General features: G+C 67.5%; 16 protein-coding genes. 3 read left to right on the top strand and 13 right to left on the bottom strand.

The window, feature by feature from the left end; all coding sequences use genetic code 11:
* Positions 1-163 precede the first annotated feature (163 nt).
* From SNE35_RS12990 to uvrC, 4 genes are read right to left on the bottom strand one after another with little or no spacing between them, the layout of a single operon-like run.
* Positions 164-1,054 carry a DMT family transporter gene (locus tag SNE35_RS12990; RefSeq protein ID WP_320423338.1) on the bottom strand — a complete coding sequence of 297 codons (891 nt, stop codon included), beginning with the start codon at positions 1,052-1,054 and terminating at the stop codon, positions 164-166.
* A complete protein-coding gene (gene pgsA / locus SNE35_RS12985; RefSeq protein WP_320423337.1) occupies positions 1,051-1,620 on the bottom strand; it encodes a CDP-diacylglycerol--glycerol-3-phosphate 3-phosphatidyltransferase in 570 nt (189 codons plus the stop codon). The genes SNE35_RS12990 and pgsA overlap by 4 nt, the downstream gene beginning before the upstream one ends.
* A 23-nt stretch (positions 1,621-1,643) precedes the next feature.
* A complete protein-coding gene (locus SNE35_RS12980; protein WP_320423336.1) occupies positions 1,644-2,150 on the bottom strand; it encodes a hypothetical protein in 507 nt (168 codons plus the stop codon).
* Positions 2,151-2,193: 43 nt separating this feature from the next.
* A complete protein-coding gene (uvrC, locus tag SNE35_RS12975; RefSeq protein WP_320423335.1) occupies positions 2,194-4,113 on the bottom strand; it encodes an excinuclease ABC subunit UvrC in 1,920 nt (639 codons plus the stop codon).
* 31 nt (positions 4,114-4,144) lie between these two features.
* Here uvrC and earP point away from each other — a divergent pair, with 31 nt between their 5' ends.
* Together earP and efp are read left to right on the top strand one after the other, a co-directional pair.
* Positions 4,145-5,152 (top strand): elongation factor P maturation arginine rhamnosyltransferase EarP, encoded by a 1,008-nt coding sequence (gene earP / locus SNE35_RS12970; protein ID WP_320423334.1) that lies wholly within the window; start codon positions 4,145-4,147, stop codon positions 5,150-5,152.
* Between the two features lie 67 nt (positions 5,153-5,219).
* Positions 5,220-5,774: an elongation factor P gene (efp, locus tag SNE35_RS12965; protein WP_320423333.1), complete on the top strand. Its 555-nt coding sequence runs from the start codon at positions 5,220-5,222 to the stop codon at positions 5,772-5,774.
* A 63-nt stretch (positions 5,775-5,837) separates the two neighbouring features.
* Here the strand turns inward: efp and SNE35_RS12960 are convergent, their stop codons facing one another.
* The 6 genes from SNE35_RS12960 to SNE35_RS12935 all read right to left on the bottom strand — a co-directional run bounded on the left by SNE35_RS12960 (position 5,838) and on the right by SNE35_RS12935 (position 11,481).
* The gene (locus SNE35_RS12960) at positions 5,838-6,560 is read right to left on the bottom strand and encodes an ABC transporter ATP-binding protein (protein WP_320423332.1); all 723 of its coding nucleotides are present in this window, start codon (positions 6,558-6,560) and stop codon (positions 5,838-5,840) included.
* The gene (locus SNE35_RS12955; RefSeq protein ID WP_320423331.1) at positions 6,557-7,297 is read right to left on the bottom strand and encodes an ABC transporter ATP-binding protein; all 741 of its coding nucleotides are present in this window, start codon (positions 7,295-7,297) and stop codon (positions 6,557-6,559) included. The genes SNE35_RS12960 and SNE35_RS12955 overlap by 4 nt, the downstream gene beginning before the upstream one ends.
* Positions 7,294-8,253, bottom strand: coding sequence for a branched-chain amino acid ABC transporter permease (locus tag SNE35_RS12950; protein ID WP_320423330.1), 960 nt, complete (start codon positions 8,251-8,253; stop codon positions 7,294-7,296). Before SNE35_RS12950 ends, SNE35_RS12955 begins: the two co-directional genes overlap by 4 nt.
* Entirely contained in the window at positions 8,250-9,113 is an 864-nt protein-coding gene (locus SNE35_RS12945; RefSeq protein WP_320423329.1) for a branched-chain amino acid ABC transporter permease, read from the bottom strand. Before SNE35_RS12945 ends, SNE35_RS12950 begins: the two co-directional genes overlap by 4 nt.
* A gap of 29 nt (positions 9,114-9,142) precedes the next feature.
* Positions 9,143-10,366 (bottom strand): amino acid ABC transporter substrate-binding protein, encoded by a 1,224-nt coding sequence (locus SNE35_RS12940; RefSeq protein ID WP_320423328.1) that lies wholly within the window; start codon positions 10,364-10,366, stop codon positions 9,143-9,145.
* 137 nt (positions 10,367-10,503) lie between these two features.
* A complete protein-coding gene (locus SNE35_RS12935; protein WP_320423327.1) occupies positions 10,504-11,481 on the bottom strand; it encodes a LysR family transcriptional regulator in 978 nt (325 codons plus the stop codon).
* Positions 11,482-11,582: 101 nt separating this feature from the next.
* On the opposite strand from SNE35_RS12935, the gene SNE35_RS12930 reads away from it, so the two are divergent.
* Positions 11,583-12,305, top strand: coding sequence for a pirin family protein (locus SNE35_RS12930; RefSeq protein ID WP_320423326.1), 723 nt, complete (start codon positions 11,583-11,585; stop codon positions 12,303-12,305).
* Between the two features lie 173 nt (positions 12,306-12,478).
* Here SNE35_RS12930 and SNE35_RS12925 read toward each other — a convergent pair whose 3' ends face one another.
* From SNE35_RS12925 to SNE35_RS12915, 3 genes are read right to left on the bottom strand one after another with little or no spacing between them, the layout of a single operon-like run.
* A complete protein-coding gene (locus tag SNE35_RS12925) occupies positions 12,479-13,405 on the bottom strand; it encodes a hypothetical protein (protein WP_320423325.1) in 927 nt (308 codons plus the stop codon).
* 50 nt (positions 13,406-13,455) lie between these two features.
* Entirely contained in the window at positions 13,456-14,466 is a 1,011-nt protein-coding gene (locus tag SNE35_RS12920) for a DNA topoisomerase IB (protein WP_431312747.1), read from the bottom strand.
* Positions 14,466-14,651 carry a hypothetical protein gene (locus SNE35_RS12915; RefSeq protein ID WP_320423324.1) on the bottom strand — a complete coding sequence of 62 codons (186 nt, stop codon included), beginning with the start codon at positions 14,649-14,651 and terminating at the stop codon, positions 14,466-14,468. The genes SNE35_RS12920 and SNE35_RS12915 overlap by 1 nt, the downstream gene beginning before the upstream one ends.
* Positions 14,652-14,670: the final 19 nt, after the last annotated feature.

Genomic DNA, 14,670 nt, shown 5'->3' with positions numbered 1-14,670 from the left:
CGCGAGCTCTCTGCAGGGGGCTCAGCCCCTCTTGGGCCGGCCTCGCGAATCACGCGGGGAAGCGGATTCTATGCCCATTCACCAGAGGGTCCTGGAGGGGAAAAGTCCGGATACAAAAGCGCTCGCGAAGCCGCCCGCGCGTGCCGTTCCGGGGCACTGAAACTCAGCGTCGGACGACCCAGTAGACGCCCAGCGCGCTCATCGCCATGCCCAGCCAGAAGACCGCGCCGACCGGATCGCCGAACAGCGCCCAGGCCAGCAGCGCGGCCGCCGGCGGCACCAGGTACATCAGGCTCGTGACGCGCGTCGCCGCGCCCCGTTGCAGCATCAGGAAAAGCAGCGAGCTGCCGCCCAAGGTCAGCACCAGCACCGACCAGCCGAGCGCGATGAAAAGCTCGTGATGCCAGACGATGGGCTCGTGCTCCAGCAGCGCCAGCGGAGCGCTGATGAGTGCCGCGACAGCCATCTGTACGAACATCGCCGTGCGCGCATCGTTCGGCTTGACGAAACGCTTCTGGTAGAGCCCGCCGAAGGTGATCGTCAGCAGCGCGCCCGCGCCCAGGCCCATGTTCAGCGCATTCAATTCGCCCGCACCGAGCTTGTGCAGCACGACCAGCACCAGGCCGGCCAGGCCCAGCAGCAGGCCGGTCCACTGCAGCGGCTTCAGGCGCTCCCCCTGCGTGTGCAGCCACAGGGCGGTGAGCAAGGGCTGCAGGCCGGCGATCAGCGCCATCGTGCCGGCGCCCATGCCGTACTTGACGGCGGCCCAGCCGCAGATCAGGTAGCCGGCCTGGGTCGTGAGGCCCAGTACCGCGAGATGTCCCCACTGCGCCGGCTCGCTCGGCCAGCGCGCGCCCGAGGCGAACACCCAGGCGCCGAAGCACAGCGCCGACAGCGCGAAGCGGATGGACAGGAAACTGATCGGCGGCGCATGCGGCATGGCCAGCCGCGCCACGACGAAGCCGGTGCACCAGATCGCGACGAAGACCGCCGGCATCGCGGCGATCCAGCGCGAGTCGCCGGCCGCCCCCTGACCAGTCACTTGGCCGGTCACTTCGTCTTGGCGCGAATCTCGGGAATCGCCTTGCGCAGGTAGTACACCATCGACCAGATCGTCAGCACGGCGGCCAGGTAGATCAGGACCGTGCCCCAGATGTGCGTGTTGATGATCTCGAATAGCTTGCCATCGAACAGCAGGAAGGGAATCGCGATCATCTGCACGGTGGTCTTCAGCTTGCCCACCATGTGCACGGCCACGCTGCGCGAAGCGCCGATCTGCGCCATCCATTCGCGCAGCGCGGAGATCGTGATCTCCCGGCCGACGATCACCAGCGCCACCAGCGTGTCCACGCGGCCCAGTTCCAGCAGCACCAGCAGGGCGGCGCACACCATCAGCTTGTCCGCCACCGGATCGAGGAAGGCGCCGAAGGCCGAGGTCTGGTTCAGCTTGCGGGCCAGGTAGCCGTCGAGCCAATCGGTCAGCGCGACGACGATGAACAGTACCGTGGCGATCAGGTTCTGGGTCCCGTCCTGCAGCTGGTCCAGCTGGAAGACGCCGACGATCAGCGGGATGGCGACGATGCGGGCCCAGGTGAGCAGGGTGGGAAGCGTCAGGAACATGGGCTGGGATTGTGCACTGCTGATCAGTCCAAGGTCCGCGGCTTGAAGCGCAGCGTTTCGTCGAACAGGAAGGTCTCGGAGAACTTGTGCGGCTCGGGCAGTCGCGACACGTCGCCGAAAGGCGCGGCACGGTGGACCGCATCGATCGCGATCTGCACCGATTCCGGCGCCTGGCCGGGCTTGCGCAGCACGTTGATCCGCTTGACGGCGCCGTTGTTGTACAGCTCGATCTCCAGCACCGGAATCGCCAGCAGTATGGCGGGCGGATCGGTCATGTAGGTGCGGTCCGGATTGGCGGCGACCAGGCGCAGCGCCGCCTGGCGACGCAGCTCATCCACCGTCTTGTTTGGCGTGGGCGGCGTCAGCTTGGGCACGTCGGCGGCCGCCGGCGCTGGTGCCGGCGGCGGGGCCGGCTGCTGCGGCGCTACGGGCTCGGCCGGACGGACCGGGATGACCGGGGGCTTGGGCGCCGCCGGTGGGGCGCTTGCGCAGCCGGCCAGCAGACCACCAAGAAGTGCTGCCAGACCCAAGCTGGATAAGCTGGACAACGATGTTCGACGGCATTCACGCCGTTCAGTGCAGGACACGATAAATCTCCTCAGCCAGTTCCTTGCCAATTCCCTTGACGCTGGCGATCTCGTCGACGCTGGCCTGGGCCACGCCGCGCACGCCGCCGAAGCGTTGCAATAGTTGAGCGCGTTTCTTCGGGCCGATGCCGGCCACATCCTCCAGCTTGGAGCTGCCGGTGCGCACCTTGGCGCGCCGCGCTCGCATGCCGGTGATCGCGAAGCGGTGCGCCTCGTCGCGGATCTGCGCGACCAGCATCAGCGCGGCCGAGTCGCGGCCGAGGTACACCTTCTCGCGCCCGTCCGCGAACACCAGTTCCTCCAGCCCGACCTTGCGCCCTTCGCCCTTTTCGACGCCGATGATCAGCGACAGGTCCAGCCCCAGTTCCTCGAACACGCTGCGCGCCATCGAGACCTGACCCTTGCCGCCGTCCACCAGCACGATGTCCGGCAGCCGGCCGGTGCCGAGCTGTGCCGCCTCGGCCAGCTTCGAGTAGCGGCGCGTCAGCACTTGGCGCATCGCCGCGTAATCGTCGCCGCCGGTGATGCCCTCGATGTTGTAGCGGCGGTACTCGCTGCTCTGCATCTGGTGGTTCTGGAACACAACGCAGGAGGCCTGCGTCGATTCGCCGGCCGTGTGGCTGATGTCGAAGCATTCGATGCGGAAGGTGGCGATGTCCTCGCAGTTGACGTCCAGCGCGTCGAGCAGCGCACGCGTGCGGGCCTGCTGCGAGCCTTCTTCCGAAAGCAGGCGCGCCAGCGCCAGGTCCGCGCCCTTGCAGGCCATCTCCAGCCAGATGCGGCGCTGGCCGCGGGGCTGCGCCTGCGTCGTCACCTTGCCGCCCGATTGCGCGCTCAGCGCCTCGGCCAGCAGCGGGTCCACCTCTTCGCTGACGATCAGCAGCGAAGGCACCTGCGCGTCGAGGTAGTGCTGCGTCATAAACGCTTCCAGCACCTGGCGCTCGGGTGAAGCCTGCGGTGACGGGCCGTCCGCCTCGTCGTCCAGCAGCACCGCGGTCGCTTCCTCGACGTGCTTGGGGAAGTAGGCGCGGTCGCCCAGGTGGCGGCCGCCGCGCACCATCGCCAGATTCACGCAGGCGCGGCCGCCCTGCACGCGCACGGCGAGGATGTCGACGTCACGGTCGCGGCCGGTGGCGCTGTTCTCGTCCACGGCCTGCTGCTGCAGCACCTTGGCCAGCGAGGTGATCTGGTTGCGGATCTCCGCCGCCTGCTCGAACTGCAGCCGCTCCGCGTGAGCCATCATCTGCGCCTGCAGGCCGTCCATCACCTCTTGCGTCTCGCCCAGCAGGAAGCGCTCGGCGTGGCGCACGTCGCGCGCGTACTCGGGCGTGCGGCCCTCGGGCACGCAGGGCGCGGAGCAGCGGCGGATCTGGTGCAGCAGGCAGGGGCGGCTGCGGTTGTTGAAGACGGTGTCCTCGCAGGTGCGCAGCTGGAACACCTTCTGGATCAGCTGGATCGATTCCTTCACCGCCCAGGCGTTCGGGAAGGGGCCGAAGTAGCGGTGCCGCCGGTCCACCGCACCGCGGTAGTAGCTGACGCGCGGGTACTCGTGGCCGCTGATCTTCAGATAGGGGTAGCTCTTGTCGTCGCGGAACAGGATGTTGAACTTCGGGTTCAACGCCTTGATCAGGTTGTTCTCGAGCAGCAGCGCCTCGGCCTCGGTGCGCACGACGGTAGTTTCCATCCGCGCGATCCGGCCGACCATCAGCCCGATGCGCGTGCCGCCGTGGTCCTTCTGGAAGTAGCTGGAGACGCGGCGCTTCAGGTTCTTCGCCTTGCCGACATAGAGCACCTGGTCCTGCGCATCGAAATAGCGGTAGACGCCGGGCAGCAGCGGCAGCGCGGCAACTTCGGCGAGCAGGCGCTCGCGGGGATCGATGGTTTCGGCGGGAATCGCTTCGGACATGGGGCGAGATTGTGCCGTCGATAATTTCGAGATGAATCAGCAGTGGGATCTGTTCTGCCGGGTGATCGACAACTTCGGTGACATCGGCGTCGCCTGGCGCCTGGCACGCGACCTGGCAGCGCGGGGGCGATTGGTGCGGCTCTTCATCGACGATGCGAGCGCGCTACGCTGGATGGCGCCGACCGGTGTGCCGCCAGGCATCGAGGTGCTGCCGTGGGGCGCATCGCTCGCAGCCGAATCAAGCGGCGACGTCGTCGTCGAAACCTTCGGCTGCGAACTGCCCGAGCCCTTCGTCGCGCGGATGGCCCAGCGGCGTCCGCTGTGGCTGAACCTGGAATACCTCAGCGCCGAAAGCTACGTCGAGCGCAGCCACGGCCTGCGCTCGCCGCAGTCCAGCGGGCCTGGCGTCGGCCTGGACAAGCGCTTCTTCTATCCTGGCTTTACACCAAAGACCGGCGGCCTGCTGCGCGAGCCGGGCCTGCTGGCGGCGCGCGAACGTTTCGACGCCGCCGCCTGGCTCGCAGGGCGGGGCATCGAGCGGAGGACCGGCGAGCGGCTCGTCAGCCTGTTCGCCTACCCGAACGAGCGGCTGCCGCAATTGCTGGACGACCTGGCCTGCGAACCGACGCTGCTGCTCGTCTGCGGCGGCATGGCCGTGCCGGCACCCCGCGGCGGGCTGCGCTGCCAGGCCGTGCCCTTCATGGGCCAGGACGATTACGACCGGCTGCTGTGGTCTTGCGAGCTGAACTTCGTCCGCGGCGAGGATTCTTTCGTGCGGGCGCACTGGGCCGGCCGGCCCTTCGTCTGGCACATCTACCCGCAGGACGACGGCGCCCACGGCCCGAAGCTGGAGGCCTACATGTCGCTCGCCGGACTCGATGCGCCGACCCGAGCGCTCTGGCGCGCCTGGAACGGTCTCGGCGACTGGCCGCCGGCCTGGCCCGAGCCGGCGGAATGGACCGCGCAAGTGCTGCGCTGGCGTGACCGATTGGCGGCCCAGACCAACCTGACGACGGGCCTGCTGGCCGTTTCAGGCTAGAATGCCGGGCTTTGCTGGCGCGCTCGCTCAGCTTTCCAAATACCCTTCCGGAAATCCAGGAACTCCTATGAAGATCGCTCAAGAAATCCGCGCCGGCAACGTGATCATGCAGGGCAAGGACCCGATGGTCGTGCTGAAGACCGAATACAGCCGCGGCGGCCGTGGCGCGGCTACCGTCCGCATGAAGATGAAGAGCCTGCTGAACGGCTTCGGTCAGGAAACCGTCTTCAAGGCCGACGACAAGATGGAACAGATCATCCTGGACAAGAAGGAGTGCACGTACACGTACTTCGCCGATCCGATGTATGTATTCATGGACGCCGACTACAACCAGTTCGAGGTCGAAGCCGAGAACATGGGCGACGCGATCTCCTACCTCGAAGACAACATGGCCGTCGAAGTCGTGTTCTACGACGGCAAGGCCATCTCGGTCGAACTGCCCACCACCGTCGTCCGCGAAATCGAAACCGAGCCGGCCGCCAAGGGCGACACCTCCGGCAAGGTCATGAAGCCCGCCCGCGTGGTCGGCACCGGCTTCGAAATCTCGGTCCCGTCCTTCGTCGAAAACGGCGACAAGATCGAAATCGACACCCGCACGCACGAATACCGCAAGCGCGTCTGATTCGTCAGCACGCCAACGCAAAAGGGCAGCCTCGGCTGCCCTTTGTCGTTTCTGGTTGCCGCTTCAGAGCCCCAGATAGGCCTGCCGCACCGCCGGATCGTTGCGCAGCTGCTCAGCCGTGCCGGTGATCGTGATCCGGCCGGTTTCCATCACGTAGCCGCGGTCGGCCACGGCCAGTGCGAGCTGCACGTCCTGCTCGACCAGCAGCACCGTCACGCCCTCGTCGCGGATGCTGGTCAGCACGCCCATCAGCTGCTCGCAGACGACCGGCGCGAGGCCCAGGCTCATCTCGTCGACCATCATCAGCTTCGGCGCCGCCATCAGCGCCCGCGCCAGCGCGCACATCTGCTGCTCGCCGCCGGACATGCTGCCGGCCAGCTGCTTCTGCCGCTCCTGCAGCCGGGGGAACATGGCGTAGACGCGATCCAGGTCGCGAGCGACAGCGGCGGCGTCCTTGCGCAGGTGGGCGCCCATCAGCAGGTTGTCGCGCACCGTCATCCGGTCGAACAGTTGCCGGCCTTCGGGCACCTGCACGAGGCCGAGGCCGAAGACCTCGTCGGAGGTCAGCGCGCCGAGATCCTGGCCGTCGAACGCGATGCGCCCGCTGCCGATCCCGATCACGCGCGACAAGGCGCGCAGCAGCGTCGTCTTGCCGGCGCCATTGCTGCCGACCAGGGCGACGATCTCGGCCTTGCGGATCTCCATCGTCGCGTCGTGCAGCGCCAGCAATTCGCCGTAGCCCGCGCTCAGCGACTCGATCTTCAGCAAAACATCGCTCGTCGTCATGCCTCGCGCCTCTTGCCCAGATAGGCCTCGACAACGGTCGCATCGGCCAGCACCTCGTCCGGCTTGCCGTCGGCGATCTTCTCGCCGTGGTGCAGCACCAGGAGCCGGTCCGACAGGCTCTTGATCGCCTTGATCACGTGCTCGATCACCAGCACCGCAATGCCCTGGTCGCGCACCTTGCGGATCACATCGATCACCTCGTCAATCTCCACGTGGTTCAGCCCGGCCATCACCTCGTCGCACAGCAGCAGCTTGGGCTTCATCGCCAGCGTCTTGGCCAGCTCCAGCCGCTTGCGGCCCGGGCCGCTGAGCGAATCGGCGCGCTGGTCGGCGGTGGAGCCCAGGCCGACGAAGTCCAGGCACTCGCGCGCCTGCTCGCGCGCCAGCGCCAGCTTGGCCTGCCCGCCGCCCTGGCCGAACAGCGCGCCGACAGCGACGTTGTCCAGCACCGAGAGGCCGGGGAAGGGCCGCATGATCTGGAAGGTGCGGCCGATGCCCAGGCGCGCGCGGCGGAAGGCCGGCAACTGGTGGATGTCCTGGCCCTCGAAGCGGATCTGCCCTTCGGACGGCGGCAGGGTGCCGCTGATCAGGCTGATCAGTGTCGTCTTGCCGGCGCCGTTGGGGCCGATCAGGCCGAGGATCTCGCCCGGCGCCAGGGTGAAGCTGACGTCGTTGACGGCGGTCAGCCCGGCAAAGCGCCGCGTCGCATGGCTGACCTCAAGAATCGGTCCGCTCATAGCTTGTGTGCCCGGATGTTCTGCATGAAATAGCGCCAGCCCGTGCGCCGCACGTTGCGCATGATGTCGGCCAGGCCTCGCGGCATCAGCACGACGGCCGCGACGATCACCGCGCCGAAGAACAGGCCGGCGATGTTGGTGACCTCGCTGGACAGGAACTCCGACACGCCCGACAGCACGAAGGCGCCGACGATCGGCCCGAAGACCGTGCCCGGCCCGCCGAACACGGCCATGATGATCATCTGCACGTTCAGCGTGATGTCGAAGGCACTGGCCGGGTCGATGAAGGTGATCCAGTAGGCGTGGATGCCGCCGGCCAGTGCGCTGAAGATGCCGGCCAGCGTGAAGGCCAGCACCTTGTACAGCGTGGTGTTGACGCCCATCACCGCCGCGCCTTCCTCGTTCTCGCGGATCGCGATCAGGCCGAAGCCGAAGCGGCTGCGCGTCAGCCAGAACACGGTCAAGGTCACCGCAGCCAGCAGCGCCAGCGCCAGCCCGTAGAACAGGCGATCGTTGTTCAGCGGCGGCAGCACCAGGCCGATGTTCTGGCCGGCGATGCCGATGTTGGAGACGATCGCCGTCATCACCTGCGACATCGCCAGGGTCGCGATCGCGAAGTAGTGGCCGCGCAGCCGCAGCACCGCCACGCCCAGCGAGCAGGCGAAGATCACGGCCAGGCCCGCGCCCATCGCCATGCCGACGCCGAAGGGCAGTTGCCACTGCACCATCGCGATGCCGACGCCATAGCTGCCCAGGCCGTAGAACACCGAGTTGCCGAAGGAGGCATAGCCGGCGTAGCCGCCGATGATGTTCCAGGCCTGCGCCAGCGAGGCCAGCAGCAAGGTGTTGATGCCGAACTGGATCAGTGAGTCCGAGCCGACGAAGGGCAGGGCGACCAGGGCGGCAGCGGCGACCAGCACCGCGATCGGCGCGAGCTTGTTGGTGGCGGTCGTCATGCTGTCTTCCCCAGCAGGCCGCTGGGCCGCACGATCAGCACCAGCAGCAGGATGCCGAAGCTGGCTACGTCAGGGAAGGTCGGGCCGATGTACAGCGCCGTCATCGATTCGACGATGCCCAGGAACAGGCCGCCGACGATCACGCCCAACGGGTTGTCGAGCCCGCCGATGATCGAAATCGCAAAGCACTTGCCGGTTAGCGAGGCGCCGATGTACGGGTTGACCTGCGACACCGTGCCGTACAGCCCGCCCGCCGCGCCGGCCAGCGCCAGGCCGATCGCGAAGGTCATCGCATACAGGTGCCGCGGCTCCACGCCGTAGAGCCGTGCTGCGACGAGGTTCTGTGCCGTGGCCCGAATCGAGCGGCCCAGCCGCGTGTGCAGCAGGAACAGCCACATGCCCACCGTCAGCACGATCGCGATGACGAAGGCCACCGCACGCGCCAGCGGCAGGGTCACCGGCCCGATCTGCCAACTGTTGCCGGCATAGGGCGGGTTGATCGTGCGGAAATCGGCCGAGAAGGCCAGCTGCGCCAGGTAGGTCAACACCACCTCGATGCCGAAGGTGATCAGGAGCGTGTTGAACATCGGCGCCTTGACGACCAGATTCAGCAGCCCGCGCTGCAGCGCGTAGCCGAGCACGAACAGCACCGCCGCCGTGATCGGCAGGCCGAGGAAGGGGTCGATGTGAGCGTCGTTGTACAGATACCAGGAACAGTAGGCGCCCAGCATGATGAAGGCGCCGTGAGCCAGGTTGACGATGTTCAGCACGCCCCACACCAGCGCCAGCCCCAGCGCCATCACCGCATAGAGGCCGCCGAGCAGGACGCCGTTGACGAGGACTTGCGCGAAGAGATCCACGGTCGGATATCGCTGTTGCTAGCCGCGCTTCAGCGCGCGTTCCACGCGGGCATCGGGTACTTCGCGGGCTTCACGGGCCCATTGCTGTCGTAGATCTCGACCAGCTCCGAGCCCTGCACCTGGATCACGATCTGCGGCAGGTCGATCTGGCCTTGCGCGTTGAACGCGATCGGGCCGTAGATGCTCGGGAAGCGCACGGCGGCCAGCGCGTCACGGACCTTCTTCGGATCGGTGCTGCCGGCCTTCTCCATCGCCTCGACCAGCGCCTCGACGTCGGCGACGCCGGAGGCCGCGTGGTAGTCGGGCTCGTAGCCGAACTTGGCCTTGTACTCGGCGGCGAAGGCGGCGGCGTCGCCGAACCAGCGGTCCTTCAGCGTGGCCGTGGGCAGCCAGGCGGTCATGCCGAAGGCGTAGTCGGCGTCCTTGCCGAGCGCCTTGCGGAAGTCCTCGCTGGGCACACCGACGGTGAACGAATACATCTTCGGCGCGACGGCCAGGCTCTTGGCCTGGCGCACGAAGTTCAGGATCTCGGTCTCGTGGCCGGCGACCAGCACCACGTCCACGTTTTTGCTCTTGATCTGCGACAGCAGCGAGTTGAAGTCGGTGGCGTTGGTGCTGTAGCGCTCGTCCATCACGACGTTCAGGCCGGCCGCCTTCAGCTTGGGCCGCGTGCCGTCGGCCACCGAGACGTCGAAGGCGTCGTCGGCGTACAGCAGCGCCACCGAGGCCGGCACCGGCTTCAGCTTCTTCAGCATCTCGATCGTGCTGCCGTAGTAGTTGCTGGCCGGAGCCAGCGTGCCGAAGATGTACTTGAAGCCGCGCGAGAAGATCTGGTCCGAAGCGCCGCCGCCCTGGACCATCGGGATCTGGTATTTCTCGGAGACGGCCGAATCGGCCAGCGCGAAATTGCTGGCGAAGGGGCCCAGCAGCAGATTGACCTTGTCCTGCGTCACCAGCTGCGTGTACTGGCGCACGCTCAGGTTCACATCGGACTGGTTGTCGTAGACCTTCAGCGCCAGCTTGTGCGACTGGCCGCCGATCTTGGCGCCGCCGGCGGCATTGATCTTGTCGACGGCGAGCTGGTAGGCATCGCGGTAGTAGCGGCCGGTGTTGGCCACCGGGCCGGTGATCTGGACCGAGGCGCCCAGCACGATGTCCTGGGCGGATGCCGAGGTTGCGGCGCCTGCCAAAGCCGAAGCTACAACAGCGGCGAGGACGGTGGGGGCGAACAGGGCGTCTTGCCAACGATTCATGACGGTCTCCTTCCAGTTCTTCTGATGAACATGTGTGGACACATCTTCCTCCCGCTACTGGCGTGCGAGGCTTGTGGGACCTACGTAAGGGCAAACGCCGAAGTTGCGCGCTCTGCGCACGGCGCGTTCACGGCAGGCTACAGAAGCAGGCCTTCGTGCTGTTCGATCAGCGCCCGCCGCGTCGCCGCGCTCTGCAATTGCTGCAGCCACCAGGCCAGTGCGCGGCCGGGCGGCTGGCCCGTGTTGCGCCAGGCGTAGTTGCTCGGGAACACGCGCGGGCCCTGGAAGGTCTGAAGCTGCACCAGGCGGCCGGCCTCGATGTGGCGGCGCACCATCGGCGCGGGCAGCGAGCCGCAACCCAGGCCGCGCATCAGCGCCTCCAGCTTTGCCGCCATCGACGGCATCGTCAGCACATCCTGCCCGGGCACCACGCCCATCGTCACCGGCGCCAGGCTGCGTGCCGTGTCGGCCACGGTGATGATGCGGTGCTCGGCGATCAGCGCGGCCGCCAGCGGCTGGGCCTGCGCGGCCAGCGGGTGGTGCGGTGCCACGCAGAAGACGAACTCCATGTCGCCCAGCAACTCGCAATGCACCGAGGCGCCCGGCGGCTGCGTGGAGACGCCGATGGCCAGGTCCGCATGGCCGGTCGTCAGCGCCTCCCAGGTGCCGGACAGGACCTCGACGCGTAGCTTCAGCCGCGTCGGCGGCCCGCCGGGAATGTCGATGCCCGCCGGCTGCTGGTAGAAGGCCTCCATCAGGTCGAACACCGCACGGCGGGCGATCGCATCGTCGATGCAGATCGTCAGCTCGCTTTCCCAGCCGGTGGCGATGCGGCGCACGCGGTTGGCCACGGCGTCCATCTCCAGCAGCAGCCGCCGGCCTTCGACCAGCAGCTCCTGGCCCGCAGCCGTCAGCTCGGCCTGGCGCGAGCGGCGGTCGAACAGCAGCACGTCCAGCGCGTCCTCCAGCTGGCGCACGCTGTAGGTCAGCGCGGAGGGCACCTTGCCCATCTCGCGGGCGGCCGCGGCGAAGCTGCCGGTGCGGGCGATCGTGTCCATCATCGCCAGGGCCTCGGGGGTCAGGACGCGGCGCTTGTCTTGCGGAGTGCTGTGCATCGCTTCATCTTATTTGAACGATCTCTTCAGCAGCGGCTGATGGGTGGCGCGGGGTCGCGAACCTACATTCTTCCTATCGAAGACAACAAGGAAACGACGCCATGCTTGAACTGATCAAATCCTCCGACCGCGGCTACGCTGACCATGGCTGGCTGAAGTCCTTCCACAGCTTCTCGTTCGCCGAGTACCACGACCCGCGCCGCATGGGCTTCGGCTCGCTGCGCGTGATCAACGAGGACCGCATCGCCGCCGGCACCGGCTTCGGCACGCACGGCCACCGCGACATGGAAATCATCAGCTACGTGCTGGACGGCGAGCTGGCCCACAAGGACAGCATGGGCAACGGCACGGCCGGCGGCGCGCACGCCGGCGTGATCCGCCCGGGCGACGTGCAGCGCATGAGCGCCGGCACCGGCGTGATGCACAGCGAGTTCAATCACTCGAAGGCCAACCCGACGCATTTCCTGCAGATCTGGATCGTGCCCGACCAGCGCGGCATCGCGCCGGGCTACGAGCAGAAGCATTTCGCCGAAGGCGAGAAGCGCGGCAAGCTGCGCCTGGTCGCGTCGCCCGATGGTGCGGAAGGATCGGTGCTGATCCATACCGATGCGAAGCTGTATGCGGGCTTGTTCGATGGAGCCGAATCGGCGGAGCTGCCGCTGGCGACAGGGCGCCAGACTTATGTGCACCTGATCCGCGGCAAGCTGACGGTGAACGGACAGCAGCTCAGTGGCGGTGATGCGCTGCAGGTCTCCAAGGAGGCCGGCCTGAAGCTGGAAGCAGGTGAGGGCGCCGAGGTTTTGGTGTTTGACCTGGCGGCTTGATGCTGTTGGAGTTCGCTTCACTCACTCCAACCTACGGATGTTGTAGCTACGTAGGTTGGAGTGAGCCTGGCGAACTCCAACAACCATCAGTGGTAGAGCAGCGCGATCAGGATGATCACCGGAATCGGCACGCCGAGGAACCAGAGCAGTAGTGAACGCATGATCGTTTCTCCTCAAGAAAGGTTGGTGTTCAGCAGACTCTCGTCGCGGTCGCGCTGGCGGCCGCCGAAGGTCGCGGCCAGGCTGGCCGTGAAGGCGCCCAGCAGCAGCGAGACGAACAGCCACAGCGCGCCATAGGCGCCGGCCTTGCGCGCGTCATCGGCAGCCAGCTGCGCGCGCTGCAAGGTGGTCTGCACCGCGGCATAGGTGTCGGCGACGCGCTTCTCCGCATCCTGCTGGCTGATGCCGTCATGCTGGGCCACCAGCTGCGCCACGTAGGTCTGGTCCGCCGGCGGCAAGGTCGGCGAGCGGCCGGCGTTGCGGAAGATGTCGGCGATCTCGGTCAGCGTGCCGGCCGGTACCGGCTCGCCGGAAGCCTGCATGTTCGGAGCCGGGCGGAACAACGCGGCTTCGAAGTAGCGGCTCGGCGTGCCCGTCGATGCTGCGGTGGCGGCCGTGGCCGCTGCACCGCCCAGCAAGGCTCCGCCGGTCTGCGCGCTGGTACCCAGCACCGAACCGATCGCCGTCGTCAGGCACGCGGCGGTGGCCAGCGTCGCCACGGACCAGGCGAGGAAGCCATGCGCGGTATCGCGGAAGTGCGTCTCGTCGAGCGAGGCGCGCTGCCAGCCTCGGCGCAGGCGGCCGGCCAGGTAGCCACCCAGGCCCGATGCAGCGACCTGCGTCAGCGTGATCCACAGGATGGTCGCGAGGCCGAAGGTCCCCGCGGTGATGCCCACCTGCTGCCACGGTGACACCGCCGACAGTCCCAGGCCCATGCCCAGCACCAGCAGGATCAGCGACAGGGCCGCCGCACCCGCGGCGCCGGCGAGCACGGCCCGCCAGCACACGGGATGTTCATGGTGGTGAAGCGTCGAGGCGACCGGTGCGTCGAGCACGGGCACGTCCTGCGGCCGCAGGCGTTCCGGAATGGTGAAGTTCATGGTGGCTGTCTCCATCGAAAAGTGGGATGGGGCCATCATGGAACCCGCCGCTACGCGCGCTTGTGGGACCGGGTCGGAATGGGCCGTAGGAATCGAAGCAGGCGCTGCTCCGCCGATCTTGCAGCCATGGCTTCGACGAGGCTGCCGGCCTCGTCGGCCGACGCCGCGGCCAGTTGCTGCCACAGTGACAGCACCTTCGGATGGATGTAGGAGCTGCGGCAGACGGCGGGCGTGTTGCGCAAGCGGCTTGCCACCTCGCTCAACGCCGGTTTGATCAGGAAGCCTTGTCCGCCGTTGCAATGCCGGGCCTTGCACGCCAGCTCCAGCGCCAGCGCACTGCCATGCCAGGTGCGGAAGTCCTTGGCGGTGAAGCGCGCACCGGCGGCCGCGGCGATGTAGTCGTTGACGTCGGCGGAGCCGATCCGCCGCACCTCGCCGTCCTCGTCCTGGTACTGGAAGAGATCCTGGCCCGGCAAGTCCTGGCACCGACGCACGACGCGCGCCAGGCGCGGATCCTCGATCGTGATGTCGTGCATCACGCCGCTCTTGCCGCGAAAGCTCAGCCGCAGCCGCCGACCCTTCACCTTGGCGTGCGGATTGCGCAGCGTCGTCAGGCCGAAGGAACCGTTCTCGCGCGTGTACTCGTCGTTGCCGACGCGCACGAGCGTCGTGTCCAGCAATCGAACCAGCGTCGCCAGCACGAGGTTCTGGCTCAAGGTGGCCGTGCCCTGACGCAGATCGCGCGCGACCCGGGCGCGGATGCGGGGCAGCGCGTGGCCGAAGGCCAGCAGGCGCTCGAACTTGGCCTCGCCCTGCGCGGCCATCCAGTCGGGGTGATAGCGGTACTGCTTGCGCCCGCGCGCATCGCGGCCGGTGGCCTGCAGGTGGCCGTTGGGCAGCGGGCAGATCCAGACTTCGGAATAGGCCGGTGGAATGGCCAGCCGCCGGATGCGCGCGATCTCCTCGGGATCGTTCAGCCAGCGGCCCTGGCTGCCGCGGTAGGCGAAGCCGCGGCCTCGGCGCACGCGCCGGATGCCGGGCATCGCATCGCTGACATGGATCAGGTCCACAGCCTCGATTGCGGGTTGGGGTCCATCGCGCCGATCGACGCCAGCAGGCGCTCGTCCGGGAAGGTGTCGCCGATGCCGGCGGTCGGAATCGCGGTCCAGACCATCGCGGCCAGGGCACCGACGGGCAGTGCGACCAGGGCCAGCATGAGCATGGCGAGCAGTGCGGACAGTGTCATGACGCTTCTCCTTCGATGG

The sequence above is a fragment of the Roseateles agri genome, assembly GCF_034043675.1.
GTDB lineage: Bacteria > Pseudomonadota > Gammaproteobacteria > Burkholderiales > Burkholderiaceae_C > KK5.
The sequence above is the reverse complement of the archived record's forward strand: the minus strand, read 5'-3'. Positions and strand labels throughout refer to the sequence as shown.